The organism is Kitasatospora sp. NPDC101183 (genome assembly GCF_044767945.1).
Taxonomy (GTDB): Bacteria; Actinomycetota; Actinomycetes; order Streptomycetales; family Streptomycetaceae; genus Kitasatospora.
Genome location: NZ_JBIWOW010000003.1, coordinates 287,824 through 301,703 on the forward strand (window position 1 = coordinate 287,824; position 13,880 = coordinate 301,703).

Sequence of the window (13,880 nt, forward strand, 5' to 3'; positions counted from 1 at the left end):
GGTGGTACTGGTGGACGACGGGCGGCGCGTGGCGGCCGTGCGGTTGGAGGAGGTCCGGAAGGTCTACGGCACGGGCGCCGGGGAGGTGGTCGCCCTCCGGGGCCTGAGCGTGGAGTTCGGGAGCGGGAGCTTCACGGCGGTGATGGGGCCCTCGGGCTCGGGCAAGAGCACCTTCCTGCACTGCGCCGCCGGGCTGGTGCGGCCGGGATCGGGGCGGGTGCTGGTCGGCGGGACGGACCTGGCGGGGCTGGACGAGCTGCGGCTGACGAAGCTGCGGCGGGAGCGCATCGGGTTCGTCTTCCAGGCCTTCAACCTGCTGCCTGCCCTGACTGTCCTTCAGAACGTCGTGCTGCCGCTTCAGTTGGCGGGGAAGCGGCCGAACCGGGCGCAGGTGCGGGCGGTCGTGGAGAGGGTCGGGCTCGGGGACCGGATCGACCACCTGCCCGGGCAGCTGTCCGGCGGCCAGCAGCAGCGGGTGGCGATCGCCCGGGCGCTGGTGACCAGGCCGGCGGTGGTGTTCGCGGACGAGCCGACCGGAGCGCTGGACACCCGGACGGCGGCCGCCGTGCTCGCCCTGCTGCGGGAGTCGGTGGACGAGGCCGGGCAGACGCTGGTGATGGTGACGCACGACCCGGTCGCGGCCTCGTACGCGGACCGGGTGGTCTTCCTCGCCGACGGCGGCCTCGTCGGCGAGATGCGCCGGCCGACAGCGGAGGCCGTCGCGGCGCGGATGACGCGGCTCGGGGCCCGGGACGAGGAGGCGGCGCGCTGATGTGGGGCGTGGTCCTGCGCACGGTGAGGTTCCGCAAGGCGGCGTTCCTCGCGACCTTCACGGCGATGTTCCTGGGCGCCGCGATCGTGATGGCCTGCGGCGGGCTGATGGAGACCGGGGTGCGGATGGCGGTCGCGCCGCAGCGGCTGGCCGGCGCGCCGGTCGTGGTGACCGGCCACCAGTCGTACGAGGGCGGAGCGTTGACCGAGCGCGCCCCGATCGACCCGGCGGTCGTGGAGGCGGTCGGGGCGGTGCCCGGCGTCGGCGCCGTGGTGCCCGACGTGTCCTTCCCCGCGACGCTGGTGGCCGACGGCCGGGTGGTGAACCCCGGGACGGCCGGGCACGGTTGGGGCGGGGCCGCCCTGACCCCGTACGCGCTGACCGGGGGCACCGCCCCGGCCGCCGGGCAGGTCGTGCTGGACGCGCGGCTCGCCGCCGAGGCGCGGGTGCGGGTCGGCTCCGGGGTGCAGGTGGTGGTGCGGGGGGCCGCCAAGGCGTTCACCGTGTCCGGCATCGCCGAGCAGCACGTCGGCTCCTCCGTCCGCGCGGGGCTGTTCTTCTCGGACGAGCAGGCGCGCCAACTCGCCGGAACCGACGGCAGGTTCGACCTCCTCGGGGTGGTTCCGGCGGACGGCTTCGCGATCGGGGCGCTGGAGAGGGCCGTCGACGGGAGGGCCGAGGTCCTGACGGGCGAGCGGCGCGGGCTGGCCGACCTGCCCGGCGTGCTCTCCGGGCAGCGGACGGTGACCGTCCTGGCGGCGATCTTCGGCAGTTGGGCGGTGCTGATCGTCGTGTTCGGCGTCGCCTCCACCCTCGGGCTCACCCTCCAGCAGCGGGCCCGCGAGACGGCGCTGCTGCGGGCGGTCGGCGCCACCTCGCGGCAGGTGCGGCGGATGGTCCTCGGCGAGACGGCCGTGCTGGCGCTGCTCGCCACCGCCCTGGCGGTCGCCCCCGGGTACGCCGTCGGCCGGCTGCTGTTCGGGCAGTTGAGCGGCAACGGCGTGGTGTCCGAGGAGGTCGTCTTCCACCAGGGCCCGCTGCCGGTGCTGGTCGGCGCCGTCGCGGCGATCGCGGCCGCCCTGGGCGCGGCCCTGTTCGCGGGGCGCGCGGCGGCGCGGACGGAACCGGTCGCGGCGCTGGCCGGGAGCACCCCGCAGATCGGACGGCCCACCCGGGGCAGGCTGGTGCTGGCGCTGTTCCTGCTGGCCAACGGTGTCACGCTGGCCGTCGTCACCGCCACGGTGATGTCGGACGGCCCGACCCTGGCGAGCACGGCGGGGCCCGCCTCGGTGCTGTTCGCGATCGGGCTGGCGCTGCTGGCCCCCGGGATCACCAGGGCCGTCGTGGCCGCGCTGGGCCGGCCCGTCCGTGCGCTCTCCGGCCTGGCCGGGTACCTGGCGCTGCGCAACGCGGCGACGGGCAACGTGCGGATGGCCGGGGCGGTGGCGCCGGTGGTGCTGCTGATCGGCATCGCCACCGGGACGTTGTACATGCAGGCGACGGAGGACGCCGTCTCCGCCGCGTCCGGGGCGAGCAGCGTCCGGGCCGAGCACGTGCTCACCTCGCGCACGGGGGGCTTCGCGCCGGGCGTCCTCGGCACCGTCCGGAGCCTGCCCGGGGTGGCGGCGGCCTCCGAACTCGCGGGCTCCACCGGCTTCGTGGGCTCCTCGGGCGATGCCGTCGACCTGCGGGGGGTCTCCGCCGACGCCGTCCGGCAGACCCTCGCGCTCGACGGGCTGACCGGGCGGATCGAGGACCTGCGGGGCGACACCGTCGCCCTGTCGGAGAAGCAGGCGAAGGAGTTCGGCGTCGGCCTCGGGCAGCGCCTGAGGATCCACTTCGGGGACGGCGCGGCGGCCGAGCCGAAGGTCGTCGCCACCTATGCCGACAACCCGCAGGAGCGCCATCTGCTGCTGCCCGCCGAGGTGTTGGCGCCGCACACCGTCACCGGTCTGCCGGCCGAGATCCTGGTCCGGACGGCGGAGGGCGCCGACCCCGCCCAACTGCGGTCCCGGCTGGGCGAGGTGGCGGCCGGCCTGCCCGGCGCGGAGGTCGGCGACCGCTCGGCGCTGACCGGCTCGGAGAACGGGATCCAGCAGATCCTGGTCTCCTCGAACTACACCATCGTCGCGATGATCGTCGGCTACGCGGCGATCACCGTGGTCAACAGCCTGGTGGCGGCGACCCGCAGGCGCCGGGGCGAGTTCGGCCTCCAGCGGCTGACCGGCGCGACCAAGGCGCAGGTGCTCGGGATGCTGGGCGTCGAGGGAGCGCTGACGGCCCTCGTCGCGACCCTGCTGGGCACGGCGGCCTCGGCGGCGACGATCGTCCCGTACAGCCTGGTGAAGGCGGATTCGGTCCTGCCGAAGGGCTCGATCGGGATCTACCTGGGGATCGTCGGCGGCGCGCTGGCGCTGGTCCTCGGGGCGACGCTGCTGCCCTCCTGGCGGGGGATGCGGACGCCGCCGATCGAGACGGCGGCAGCCCCGGTCTGAGCGTGCGGGGCCGCTCCGTGCGGGCTTCCGGCAGGGGAGCGGCCCCGCGCCCGTGGTGCTAGCCTGGCCGACGGGCAGAATTTAGACGTACGTACGTATCGGGCGCGTCGGTGGATCGGGGGGTGGTGGGATGGACGTCGGACGGGAGCTGCGGGAGTTCCCCGCCCGGGTGCGCAGGGCCGGTGAGGACCTGCTGGTCGGGCTGCTGATCGCCGCCGGGGCGATGCTCTCCGTCTGCCTGTTCCTCGTCACCGCCTACTTCGTGATCCTCTTCGTCATCGGCATCGGCGCCCTGGTGCTGCCCGTCGTCACCGGGTGGGTCCGCCGGTTCTGCGACGCCAACCGGCGCGCCGCCGCCCGGGCGGGCGTCGAGGTGCCGAGGCCGTACCGGCCGGAACCCCCGGAGTTCGAGCGGGACATCGTCGGCTGGATGCGCCGCTGCAAGTGGATCCTCACCGACCCGGCCACCTGGCGGGACCTGCTCTGGCTGCTGGCCAACTCCGCCGTCGGCCTGCTCGGCTTCCTGCCCGCCGCGGTGCTCTACTACGTCCTCGAAGGCCTCGCCCTCGCCGGCGGGCTCTGGCGGCCCGTGCTGCGCGCGCAGGGCACCGGGCGGGAGTACTTCCTCGTCCCCGTCCAGAGCAGGCCCGGCGCCCTCTTCGCCGCCTGCGCCGCGATCGCCCTCCTCCTCGCCTGGGTGCGCTTCGGCCCCGTGCTGCTCCTCGGGCACGCCCACCTCGCCCGGCTGCTGCTCGGGCCGACCGAGCGCTCCCGGCTCGCCCTGAGGGTCCGGCACCTGGCGGAGACCCGCACCGGTGCCGTGGACGCCGCCGCCGCCGAACTGCGCCGCATCGAACGGGACCTGCACGACGGCGCCCAAGCCCGGCTCGTCGGCCTCGGGCTGACCCTCGGGGCGCTGGAACGCCACCTCGGCGAGGAGTCGCCGCAGGCCCGGCGGCTCCTGGGCGAAGCCCGTACGTCCTCCGTCACCGCGCTGCGGGAACTGCGCGACCTGGTGCGCGGCATCCACCCGCCCGTGCTCGCCGAACGCGGGCTGGCCGACGCGCTGCGCGCCCTCGGGCTGGCCAGCCCGCTGCGGGTCGCGGTCGCGGTGGACATCCCGGGGGAGGTGGCGCCGCCGCTGGAGTCCGCCCTGTACTTCGCCGTCTCGGAGCTGCTCGCCAACGCCCTGAAGCACGCCGAGGCCGAGGAGGTCGAGGTCCGGGCCTGGTACGACGGCGCGGTACTGCGCGCCCGGGTCGCGGACGACGGCCGGGGCGGGGCCGACATCGCCGGGGGCACCGGCCTGCACGGCATCCGGCGGCGGCTGGCCACCTTCGACGGAACCCTCGACATCGGCAGCCCGCCGGGCGGCCCGACCGCGATCACCATGGAGATCCCGTGCGCCTTGTCCTCGCCGAAGACCTCTTCCTCCTCCGGCAGGGGCTGATCCAACTCCTGGACGCCCACGGCTTCGAGACCGTCGCGGCCGTCGACAACGGCCCCGACCTGCTCGCGGCCGCCGCCGAGCACCGCCCGGACGTCATGATCGTCGACGTCCGGCTGCCGCCGGGCTTCACCAACGAGGGCCTCAGGGCCGCCCTCCAGGCCCGGCGCGAGAACCCCGGACTGCCGATCCTGGTGCTCTCCCAGCACGTCGAGCAGCTGTACGCACGGGAGTTGCTCGCCGACGGCACGGGCGGCATCGGGTACCTGCTCAAGGACAGCGTCTTCGACACCGGGCAGTTCGTCGACGCGATCCGGCGGGTCGCGGCCGGGGGCACGGCGATGGACCCGGCCGTGGTCGCGCAGCTGATGACCAGCCACGCGCGGGACGAGCCGCTGCGCACGCTGACGGCGCGCGAGCGCGGGGTGCTGGAGCTGATGGTGGAGGGCTGCTCCAACGCGGCCATCGCGCAGCGGCTCCACGTGACGGAGGGGGCGGCGGCGAAGCACATCTCCAGCATCTTCGCGAAGCTGGGGCTGGCGGCGGACGGGGACAGCAACCGGCGGGTGATGGCCGTGCTGACCTACCTGAACGCCTGAGCCGGGCCCTCGACGAACGGCGCCGAGGCCTCCCACGGGGGTGGGGGACTCGGCGTCCGGCGGGTCCTCAGTCGGCGTCCTCGTCCCCGCTTCCGTTCGTGAGCAGGACGGTGGCGAGGCTGATCCCGCCGGCGCGCAGGTCGGGCGCGTCGACCGGTGCGACCAGCACGTCCCGGCCGGCGCGGCGCAGGCGGTCCAGCAGGTCGGCCCAGCTCGGGGCGGGGGCGCTCTCCGTGGTGGTGAAGCCGTGGACGTCCTCGGGGGAGACCGCACCGGCCCGCAGGTCGTCGAAGAGCGGGTCCCCGGTGTCCGCGCCCGCCCTGGTGCCGCCACCCGCCCCGCCGCCGCCGAGCTGCACGCGGCCCAGCAGGTCGCGCACGGCCTCCAGCGCCGCGTCCCGGCGGCGCGGGGCGGCGGCAGCGGCCCACGGGCGGGCGCCGGTCAGCGGGTCCGTGCAGCGGGCGAGGACGACGGGGGCGGGGCGCCGGGCGGGATCGCCCAGCTCCAGCAGCTCCAGGCGGACGCCCAGGTGCTCGGCCGCCCGTGCCAGGAGGGCGAGTTCGGCGTCCCGGGCGAACTCCTCCGGGGCGATCCGGGCGACGGGCGTGGTGCGCCACAGGGCCCGGCGCAGCCCGTCGTGGGCGAGGGCGGTGAGCAGCCCGCGCCGGACGGCCCCGGCGTGGTCGGGGGCGGCGCCGAGGCCGGCGGCCGTCGCCTCGTGGAGCCGCGCGCGGTTGTGCGGGCCGAAGGGGCGCAGGGCGGCGGCGGGCACCCGGACGGTGCGGCCGTCGAGCAGGGAGACCGCCGGGGCCCAGGCGGTGACGGGCCCGGCGGGGGCGTCGGTGCGGGTGCCGGTGGACAGGGCGTCCGGGGTGACGGCCGGCCAGGGCGCGTCGGCCGGGGCCGGGGCGGCGGGGACGGCACGGGCGGCGTACGCCTCGGCGGCGCGCAGCAGGGCGCGGGCGCGGGCGGCGGCGGTGTGGTGCAGGTCGAAGGCGGAGACGAGGCGGCGGCCGTCGCCGGTGTCGACGGCGACGGTGCCGACCTTGAGGGGGGTCTGGTGCGCGTGGTGGTCGGGGAAGGTGGTGAAGAGGCCGGCGGGTCTCTCGCGTACGGGCTCTTCCCGTACGACGGCCTCGGCCTCGGCGTCCTGGGCGGCCTGGACTGCCGGGGTGTCCTGAGCGGCGAGGGCGTCCTGAGCGGCGAGGGCGGTGCAGTACGGGCAGTGCGGGTGGGGCAGCAGCCGTTCGGAGACCACGGTCAGCGAGTCCAGTTCCAGGGCGAGGCCGCCCAGCGTGGACGCCACCGGCCCGGTCCACGGCGTGGGTTCGGGTGCGCGCGCCTCGTCCGCCGTCCCCTCCTTCTCCGGGCCGTCCTCGTCCGGCCGCACCACCGTGCAGTTCCCGCAGTTCCCGCAGGAGCAGTCGGCGCCGGGAGCCGTCATGGCCGTCATGGGGTTGACGGCCGCGCTGCGCCCGAAGTCCCAGGCAGGCAGCAGGGTTTGGCCCTCCGGCACGCCCGCCGCCAGTAGCCGGGCGATCCGGCCGCTGCCGCCGACCACCACGGTCGGGTAGTGGTCGAGCTCCGCCCAGCCCGGCTCGTCGGGGCCGCTCAGGACGGTCACGGTGACGGGGCAGCCCGCCTGGGTCAACTCCTCGGCCTGGGCGATGAGTTCGGCCAGGCCAGGGCCATCGGTGACGGCGAGGTCGGCGCACCCGTCGCGCAGCAGCCCCAGGGCGCAGGAGCGGGCGAGCCGGTCGTCGCCGAGGACGGCCACCGGAGTGGTGCGGAAGTGCCGGAGGCGGTTCGTGCAGGGGGCCGGCCCGGCGGCTTCGGGGGTGGGCGGCTCTTCCTCGGGGGCGCCGACGGGGGCGGCGAGGCCGTGCTCGTACAGGGCGCCCACCAGCCGTACCAGCAGGGCGCGTTGGGCCGGTCGGAGGCCCTGGGCGAGGGCGGCGACGCTGCGGGCGCCGTCCAGGCGGGGGGCGAGGAGGGCGGCGAAGCGGTGGGCGTCGGGGCCGTCGAGGCCGAAGCCGCCCTCGGCGTCGTGGAACAGCACGCCGTCGGCCGTCTCGGTGAAGCGGACGTCGGGGCGCAGCCGGGGCCGGGTGCCGGCGATCCGGTCGTAGGCGGTGGCCGGTCCGGCCGTGGTGGTGAGGGCGTCCATGGTCGATCCCGTCGCTGGTCGGGGCCCTGGACGGCCGGGGGCGGCTGGCGCTCTCCAGCGGCGTGTCGAGGGCGTGCAGAACCGCGGAACGGCACGCGGGTGGGGGAGTTGAGGGGGATGTGGATCAGCGGGGCGGGAGGATGGAGAGCACGCCGTAGCGGGCCCCGTCCGTCCCGGTGAGGGTGTAGCGGGCGCCCGGTGGCAGGTAGAGCAACTCGCCCGCGCGCAGGCGGATGTGCTGGTCCCGTACGGTCCGGCGGGGGAAGGAGGCGGCGACGCCGACGGCCCCGGCGCCCTGCACGATCAGGGCGGCGGCCTCGGTCGCCGGGCACCCCGGGGACGGGGACGGGGACGGGGGCGGGGAGGCCGGCGGTCCGGCGGGGACGAGCTGCGCCAGGTGGACGGGCTGCTCCAGCAGCACGGCCAACTCGGCGCGCAGGAAGGCCAGGTACCCGTCGAACCCGGCCCGCAGGCCGCGCGGCTCGGCCTGCGGCCACAGGACGGCCGGGCGCAGGACGCGCCGCCGTTCGGCGAGGAAGCCCGCGATCTCGCGCAGGTGGTTCTCCTCGCCCGGCTGCTCGCGCGCCTCGCCCCACTGCATCGGGTGCCCTCCTCACGTCTCCCGGGCCGTCGTGCCCACGGGAGTCATGGTGGGGGCGCTGCGGGGGCCTGGCCAGTCACGTATTCCCGGCACCGTACGACCCGGCGGAGGCGGTCAGTCCTCCGTGAGCAGCCCGGCCCGGACGGCGGCCACGCCCGCCTGGAAGCGGCTCTCGGCGTTCAACTGCTGCATGATGTCGGCGATGTGGCGCCGGGCGGTGCGCAGCGACATGCCGAGCCGCCGGGCGATGGTCTCGTCCTTGAGCCCGGCCGCGAGCAGTTCGACGATCGTCTCGTCCAGCTCCTGGGCGACCTGCTCCAGTCCGTCGTCGGCCGCGTCGGCGAACGGCCGGGCCGCCGCCCAGGTGTGGTCGAAGAGCTCGCACAGGTACGTCACCAGCGAGGGGTCGCGGACGGCCACCGCGCCCCAGGAGCCGTCCTTGGAGGGGACGAAGGCCAGCTCGCGGTCGAAGACGATGAGCCGCCCGAACAGCTGGTGGGCCGTGCGGTACTCGCCGCCGAGGAGGGAGGCCGCGGCCACGTACGCCTGGCTGGGGCCGTTGAACCGCGCGGTGTGGTGGTACAGGGTGCGCATCTTCACGCCCCGGCCGAGCAGGGCCTGGTCCCGCCCGAGCGCCTCCTCCATCGCCTCGGGCACCCGGCTGCCGCCGCCGGGCTGGCAGGCGAGCACCTCGCGGGTGCACTCCTGCGAGGCGCGGTTCAGGGCGGAGCGGACCTCGGGCAGGCTGGCGAGGAGCTGCACCCCGGAGCCGGAGCAGCCCGCGCCGCAGCCGCCGCGCCGGTAGTACGGGGTGAACCCGGCGAGCAGGCCGCGCATCCGGGCCAGCTCCTCCTGCTCGGCCCTGATCCGCGCCTCCACGGGGGCGGCCAGTTCGGTGACGGCGAGTTCGGGGGCCACCGCGTAGCCGGTGTCCGGGTCGTCGGCGTCCCGGAAGACGAGGCGCAGGGCCACCAGCCGCTCCAGCGCCGCCCGGGCCTGCCCGTCGGTGAGGTCCAGGTCGTGGGCGGCCTCCTTGGCGGCGGTCCGGCGGTGGTGCAGCACCCAGGCGTACACCCGCTGGTCGACGGGATCGGCCGACGACCGTCCGCTTGTGGTGATTTCGGCGAATTCGTCCATCTTTCTCCCCCGCTCCCCTTCCTGCCGGACACCTTGGTGAGGCCGGGCGCCTCTAGTGCCCCCACGCGACCGTGATCAAGCTGGTTCCCAGTACCGGAGATCCATGGCACCCACGAGTCCTACGCTCGCCAGTTCCCAGGAGGACGCACATGAAGCGCTCGATCATCGCAGGTCTGGTCCTCGCCGGACTGTTGGCGGGCGGGGCCGTCGTCTCCGGGTCGGCCGAGGGCTCCTCGCGCAGCACGGTCGCGGACACCTCCTGGGGCGGCTGGGTGTGCCCGCCGAACTCGCCGCTGGAGATCTGCCGCAACCACCACTTCCCGCGGCCGCCGAAGCACGACGAGGTCGAGCCGGGCGCGGTCGTCGTGCAGGCCTGAGGCCTGTCTAGAGCCCGGTCCTGAGTTCGCAGAAACGATCCCGCAGGAGCCCGCCATGACCCAGCCCTCCCTCGCCGCGGCAGCCCCGGCCCTGACCGTCCGCGAGCACCAGGTCCTCGAACAGCTCGCCGGCGGCGCCACCTACCGGGCGATCGCCCGCCGCCTGAACCTCAGCCCGCACACGGTCGACACCTACCTGCGCCGCATCCGCAGCAAGACCGGCGCCGTCAACCGCACCCAGCTCGCCCTGCTCGCCTTCTCCCTGGGGCACGGCCCGGCCAGGGGCTGACGGCACGACACGAAGACCGGGCCCGTCGCACGAGGTGCGACGGGCCCGGCCTTGTTCTGCAGTAGCGGGGACAGGATTTGAACCTGCGACCTCTGGGTTATGAGCCCAGCGAGCTACCGAGCTGCTCCACCCCGCGTCGGTGAGACCAACCCTACGGCATGGCGTACGCCAGGCGAAATCCGGCCCTCGCCCGCCGGCGGGCGAGGGCCGGCGGGAGGGCTCGCCGCCTCGCTATACATGCCATGTATACGTGGTGTGTATAGTTCCCGATCATGTCACTCGGACAGATGCTCCTCGGCCTCCTGGAAGACCAGCCGCGCCACGGATACGACATCAAACGGCTCTACGACGAGCACTTCGGGCGGGACCGCGCCCTGCACTACGGCCAGGTGTACGCCACGCTCTCCCGGCTGCTGAAGAACGGCCTGGTCGTCGTGGAGGGCGTCGAGTCCGGCGCCGGCCCCGACCGCAAGCGCTACGCGATCACCGACGCGGGCGTCACCGACCTCGCCGACTGGATCAACCGGCCCGAGAGCCCGCAGCCGTACCTCCAGAGCACGCTCTACCACAAGGTCGTGCTCGCCATCCTGACCGGCCGCTCCGCCGCCGAGGTCCTGGACGTCCAGCGCGCCGAACACCTGCGCACCATGCGCGAGCTGACCCGCCGCAAGCTCTCCGGCGACCTCGGCGACGAACTCATCTGCGACCACGCGCTGTTCCACCTCGAGGCCGACCTGCGCTGGCTGGAGCTGACCGCCGCCCGCCTCGACGACCTCACCGCACGCCTGACGGAGACCCCGCGTTGACCACCGCCCAGCCCCTGTCGACCCAGCCCCTGCTCAGCGCCGTGGACCTGCACAAGTCCTTCGGCCTCACCCCGGCACTGGCCGGAGCCTCGCTCACCGTCGGTGCCGGCGAACTCGTCGCCGTCATGGGCCCGTCCGGCTCCGGCAAGTCCACGCTCCTGCACTGCCTGGCCGGCATCACCCGCCCCGACAGCGGCGCCGTCCGCTACGACGGCCGCGACCTCACCACCTGCTCCGACACCGAGCTGAGCGCACTGCGCCGCTCCCACTTCGGCTTCCTCTTCCAGTTCGGCCAACTCGTGCCCGAACTCTCCTGCCTGGAGAACGTCGCCCTGCCGCTGCGCCTGAACGGGCTGCGCCGCCGGGCCGCCGAGGCCCGGGCCGTCGATTGGCTGGAGCGGCTGGAGGTCGCCGGCCTCGCCGCCAAGCGCCCCGGCGAGGTCTCCGGCGGCCAGGGCCAGCGGGTCGCCGCCGCCCGGGCCCTGATCACCGGCCCCAAGGCCGTGTTCGCGGACGAGCCGACCGGCGCCCTGGACTCCCTCGGCGGCGAACGCGTCATGAAGCTGCTGACCCGCGCCGCCCGGGAGAGCGGCGCGGCCGTCGTCCTCGTCACCCACGACGTACGGGTCGCCGCCTACGCCGACCGCGAGGTCGTCGTCCGCGACGGCGCCACCCGCGACCTGGCGGCCGCCCGGTGAGCACTCCCGACAAGCGCGTCCTCTCGCCGTTCCTGGACCAGGTGGGGCTGGGCGTGCGCCTCGCCGTCACCGGCGGGCGCGACGGCCTCGGCCGACTGGTCCTCACCGCCCTCGGAGTCGGCCTCGGCGTGACGCTGCTGCTGTTCACCGCCTCCTTCCCCGGCATCGTCCACCACCGCGACCAGCGGATCTACGTCCAGAACGACACCTTCCGGGACGAGGACGTGCCCGCCCCCGGCGACAGCACCGCCCTGATCGCCGTCGCCGACAGCACCTGGCACGGCACCCCCGTACGCGGCCGGATCGTCCAGGCCGAAGGCCCGCACGCGGCGATCCCACCCGGCCTGGCCGCCTACCCGGCGCCCGGCGAGATGGCCGTCTCCCCGGCCCTCGCCGAGCTGCTCGCCGACCCCGCCAACGGGCTGCTGCGCGAACGCCTGCCCTACCCGGTCGCCGGCACCGTCGGACCGGCCGGGCTGCTCGGGCCCGGCCAGGCGGCCTTCGTCCTCGGCGGCGACCACCTCTCCGTGGACACCGGCGCCATCCGGATCGCCTCGTACGGGCACTTCTCGCCGCCCAAACCCATGGACCCGAGGCTCGTGCTGCTCAACGCCGTCGGGCTGACGGTGATGCTCGCCCCCGTCGGCGTCTTCCTCGCCGCCGCCGCCCGCTTCGGCGGTGAGCGGCGCGACCGGCGGCTCGCCGCGCTGCGCCTGGGCGGCGCCGACCGGCGGATGACCGCCCGGCTCGCCGCCGGGGAGTCGCTGGCGGGGGCGGTGCTGGGGCTGGTGGCGGGCGTGGGGCTGTTCCTCGGCGTCCGCGCGCTGATCGGGCGGATCCGGCTCGCCGGGTTCAGCTTCTACCCTGAGGACGTCGCCCCGCAGACGGGTGTGGCCGTGGCGATCGCGGTGGTCGTGCCGCTGATGGCCGTCGGTGTCACGTTGCTGGCGATGCGCCGGGTCGTCGTCGACCCGATGGGCGTGGTGCGCCGCACCGGCCCCGGGCGGCGGCGGATCGGGTGGCGGCTGCTGCTGCCGCTGGCAGGGCTGGCGTTGACGGTCTTCGCCATGGTGCTGCCCTCACGCGGTGTGCCGGGGTACCGCAGCACCGGTGTCTTCGACCCCGTGCGGGACACCCGGGGCTCGCTGCTGGTCTCGGCGGGCGTGCTGCTGATGCTGGTCGGCGTCTGCACGCTGCTGCCCTGGCTGCTGGAGGCCGCCACCCGGCGGGCGGGCGGCGGGCCCCTGTCCTGGCAACTGGCCGTCCGGCGCCTCCAGTTGGGCTCAGGACCGGCCGCTACAGCGGTCAGTGGCGTGGTCGTGGCCGTCGCCGGGGCGATCGCGCTGCAGGCGCTCTTCCTCGGAATCAACGTCCAGTACGAGGGACAGCCCCGGCCGCTGCCCGCGGCCGGCCCGTACCAGCAGTCGATCACCTTCCCCGGCGGCGCGCCCCGGGCCGAGCAGCTCGCCGACCGGCTCGCCCGCACGGAAGGGGTGAAGGCGGCGGCTGCGTACACCGAATTCTCGCTGGAGAGCGGGACGTTGAAGACGTGGGAGCTGCCCTCTGTTCGCATTGCCCCCTGCACGGTACTGAGCCAGCTCGCCACCCTGCCCGGCTGCAAGGACGGCGACACCTTCGCCGTCCAGGGCAGGGAGCCCGTCCAGTCCGTCCAGCCCGGCACGCTCGTCCACGCCGCGCACTTCGAGGGCTCCGGCCGGCCGGCCGGCTTCCCGCTGCCCGCCGCCACGGTCACCGTCCCGCCCGTCGAGGGCGCCGACCCCAACGGGCGCATGGGTACGGGCCTGCTGCTCCTCACCCCGGGCGCCGTCCCGGCCGAGGCGCTGCGCGGGCAGGCGGCGACCGTCCTGGTCTCTCCGGACCCGGGTGTGACGGACTGGAAGGAACGGCTCACCACGGCGGTCATGGCGATGGACCCGCAGGCCCGCGCCGAGTTCCCGCTCGACCGGACACTCGATCCGACCTACCTCGCGGTCAAGCGCCTGCTGATCGCCGGATCGGCTCTGACCGTGCTGCTGGTCTCCCTCAGCCTGCTCGTCGGCCAGCTGGAACGCTTCCGCGAACAGCGCCGTGTGCTCGGGGTGTTGAACGCCGTCGGCACCCGCCGACGAGTCCTGGGCCTCTCCGTGCTGTGGCAGACCGCTGTGCCGATGGCCCTGGGCCTCGGCTTGGCGGCGGTCGGCGGCCTGCTGATGGGCGCGGTGCTCCAGCTCTCGGCCGGCGTCTCGGCGGGCGTGGACTGGAGCTCGATGACCGCGATCACGGCCATCGCGGCTGGAGCGGTCCTCCTGACGACGGCCCTCGGCCTGCCGCAGCTGCTTCGCCTGATGCGCGCGGACGGCCTGCGCTACGAGTGAAACCCGCTTGTCAGCTGCTGAGTTGAGAGGTTCTCCCGCCGTTCCCCACCGTCCACCCCCCACCCGCCTGTCGGCGGGTGCCCACCCCCGGCCTCACCGCGCGCCGCCCGCCCGGGC

General features: G+C 75.3%; 12 protein-coding genes and 1 tRNA gene. 9 read left to right on the plus strand and 4 right to left on the minus strand.

Annotated features, from left to right (window positions below; all coding sequences use genetic code 11):
• Position 1: 1 nt before the first annotated feature.
• From ACIRRS_RS05065 to ACIRRS_RS05080, 4 genes are all read left to right on the plus strand, one after another.
• On the plus strand, positions 2 to 772 hold the full coding sequence (locus tag ACIRRS_RS05065; RefSeq protein WP_402965174.1) for an ABC transporter ATP-binding protein: 771 nt from the start codon (positions 2 to 4) through the stop codon (positions 770 to 772).
• Positions 772 to 3,267 carry an ABC transporter permease gene (locus ACIRRS_RS05070; RefSeq protein ID WP_402965177.1) on the plus strand — a complete coding sequence of 832 codons (2,496 nt, stop codon included), beginning with the start codon at positions 772 to 774 and terminating at the stop codon, positions 3,265 to 3,267. Before ACIRRS_RS05065 ends, ACIRRS_RS05070 begins: the two co-directional genes overlap by 1 nt.
• A gap of 130 nt (positions 3,268 to 3,397) precedes the next feature.
• Entirely contained in the window at positions 3,398 to 4,717 is a 1,320-nt protein-coding gene (locus ACIRRS_RS05075) for a sensor domain-containing protein (protein ID WP_402965179.1), read from the plus strand.
• Positions 4,669 to 5,313, plus strand: coding sequence for a response regulator (locus ACIRRS_RS05080; protein WP_402965182.1), 645 nt, complete (start codon positions 4,669 to 4,671; stop codon positions 5,311 to 5,313). Before ACIRRS_RS05075 ends, ACIRRS_RS05080 begins: the two co-directional genes overlap by 49 nt.
• Before the next feature lie 67 nt (positions 5,314 to 5,380).
• On the opposite strand, the gene ACIRRS_RS05085 is transcribed toward ACIRRS_RS05080, so the two are convergent.
• The 3 genes from ACIRRS_RS05085 to ACIRRS_RS05095 form a co-directional block, all read right to left on the minus strand.
• Complete coding sequence (locus ACIRRS_RS05085) at positions 5,381 to 7,480, minus strand: hypothetical protein (protein WP_402965185.1); 2,100 nt, start codon at positions 7,478 to 7,480, stop codon at positions 5,381 to 5,383.
• Between the two features lie 124 nt (positions 7,481 to 7,604).
• Positions 7,605 to 8,081 (minus strand): hypothetical protein, encoded by a 477-nt coding sequence (locus ACIRRS_RS05090; RefSeq protein ID WP_402965187.1) that lies wholly within the window; start codon positions 8,079 to 8,081, stop codon positions 7,605 to 7,607.
• A 114-nt stretch (positions 8,082 to 8,195) separates the two neighbouring features.
• Positions 8,196 to 9,218 carry a LuxR C-terminal-related transcriptional regulator gene (locus tag ACIRRS_RS05095; protein WP_402965190.1) on the minus strand — a complete coding sequence of 341 codons (1,023 nt, stop codon included), beginning with the start codon at positions 9,216 to 9,218 and terminating at the stop codon, positions 8,196 to 8,198.
• A 149-nt stretch (positions 9,219 to 9,367) separates the two neighbouring features.
• On the opposite strand from ACIRRS_RS05095, the gene ACIRRS_RS05100 reads away from it, so the two are divergent.
• Together ACIRRS_RS05100 and ACIRRS_RS05105 are read left to right on the plus strand one after the other, a co-directional pair.
• The gene (locus ACIRRS_RS05100) at positions 9,368 to 9,595 is read left to right on the plus strand and encodes a hypothetical protein (RefSeq protein WP_402965192.1); all 228 of its coding nucleotides are present in this window, start codon (positions 9,368 to 9,370) and stop codon (positions 9,593 to 9,595) included.
• Positions 9,596 to 9,650: 55 nt separating this feature from the next.
• Positions 9,651 to 9,884 carry a response regulator transcription factor gene (locus ACIRRS_RS05105; RefSeq protein ID WP_402965195.1) on the plus strand — a complete coding sequence of 78 codons (234 nt, stop codon included), beginning with the start codon at positions 9,651 to 9,653 and terminating at the stop codon, positions 9,882 to 9,884.
• A gap of 62 nt (positions 9,885 to 9,946) precedes the next feature.
• On the opposite strand, the gene ACIRRS_RS05110 is transcribed toward ACIRRS_RS05105, so the two are convergent.
• Positions 9,947 to 10,020: transfer RNA gene (locus ACIRRS_RS05110), tRNA-Met, on the minus strand.
• 136 nt (positions 10,021 to 10,156) lie between these two features.
• Between ACIRRS_RS05110 and ACIRRS_RS05115 the strand changes: the two genes are divergently transcribed.
• Genes ACIRRS_RS05115 through ACIRRS_RS05125 form a run of 3 tightly spaced genes read left to right on the plus strand, consistent with a single transcriptional unit; the run spans position 10,157 to position 13,763 of the window.
• Positions 10,157 to 10,690 (plus strand): PadR family transcriptional regulator, encoded by a 534-nt coding sequence (locus ACIRRS_RS05115; protein WP_402965198.1) that lies wholly within the window; start codon positions 10,157 to 10,159, stop codon positions 10,688 to 10,690.
• The gene (locus ACIRRS_RS05120; RefSeq protein WP_402965200.1) at positions 10,687 to 11,388 is read left to right on the plus strand and encodes an ABC transporter ATP-binding protein; all 702 of its coding nucleotides are present in this window, start codon (positions 10,687 to 10,689) and stop codon (positions 11,386 to 11,388) included. The genes ACIRRS_RS05115 and ACIRRS_RS05120 overlap by 4 nt, the downstream gene beginning before the upstream one ends.
• The gene (locus tag ACIRRS_RS05125; RefSeq protein WP_402965203.1) at positions 11,385 to 13,763 is read left to right on the plus strand and encodes an FtsX-like permease family protein; all 2,379 of its coding nucleotides are present in this window, start codon (positions 11,385 to 11,387) and stop codon (positions 13,761 to 13,763) included. The genes ACIRRS_RS05120 and ACIRRS_RS05125 overlap by 4 nt, the downstream gene beginning before the upstream one ends.
• The last annotated feature ends 117 nt before the right edge of the window (positions 13,764 to 13,880 follow it).

Bases quoted from the DNA above. Each gene is read 5' to 3' on its own strand.
- ACIRRS_RS05070 (WP_402965177.1), top strand. From the start codon at position 772: ATGTGGGGCGTGGTCCTGCGCACGGTGAGGTTCCGCAAGGCGGCGTTC.
- ACIRRS_RS05075 (WP_402965179.1), top strand. From the start codon at position 3,398: ATGGACGTCGGACGGGAGCTGCGGGAGTTCCCCGCCCGGGTGCGCAGG.
- ACIRRS_RS05085 (WP_402965185.1), bottom strand. From the start codon at position 7,480: ATGGACGCCCTCACCACCACGGCCGGACCGGCCACCGCCTACGACCGG.
- ACIRRS_RS05090 (WP_402965187.1), bottom strand. From the start codon at position 8,081: ATGCAGTGGGGCGAGGCGCGCGAGCAGCCGGGCGAGGAGAACCACCTG.
- ACIRRS_RS05095 (WP_402965190.1), bottom strand. From the start codon at position 9,218: ATGGACGAATTCGCCGAAATCACCACAAGCGGACGGTCGTCGGCCGAT.
- ACIRRS_RS05100 (WP_402965192.1), top strand. From the start codon at position 9,368: ATGAAGCGCTCGATCATCGCAGGTCTGGTCCTCGCCGGACTGTTGGCG.
- ACIRRS_RS05105 (WP_402965195.1), top strand. From the start codon at position 9,651: ATGACCCAGCCCTCCCTCGCCGCGGCAGCCCCGGCCCTGACCGTCCGC.
- ACIRRS_RS05115 (WP_402965198.1), top strand. From the start codon at position 10,157: ATGTCACTCGGACAGATGCTCCTCGGCCTCCTGGAAGACCAGCCGCGC.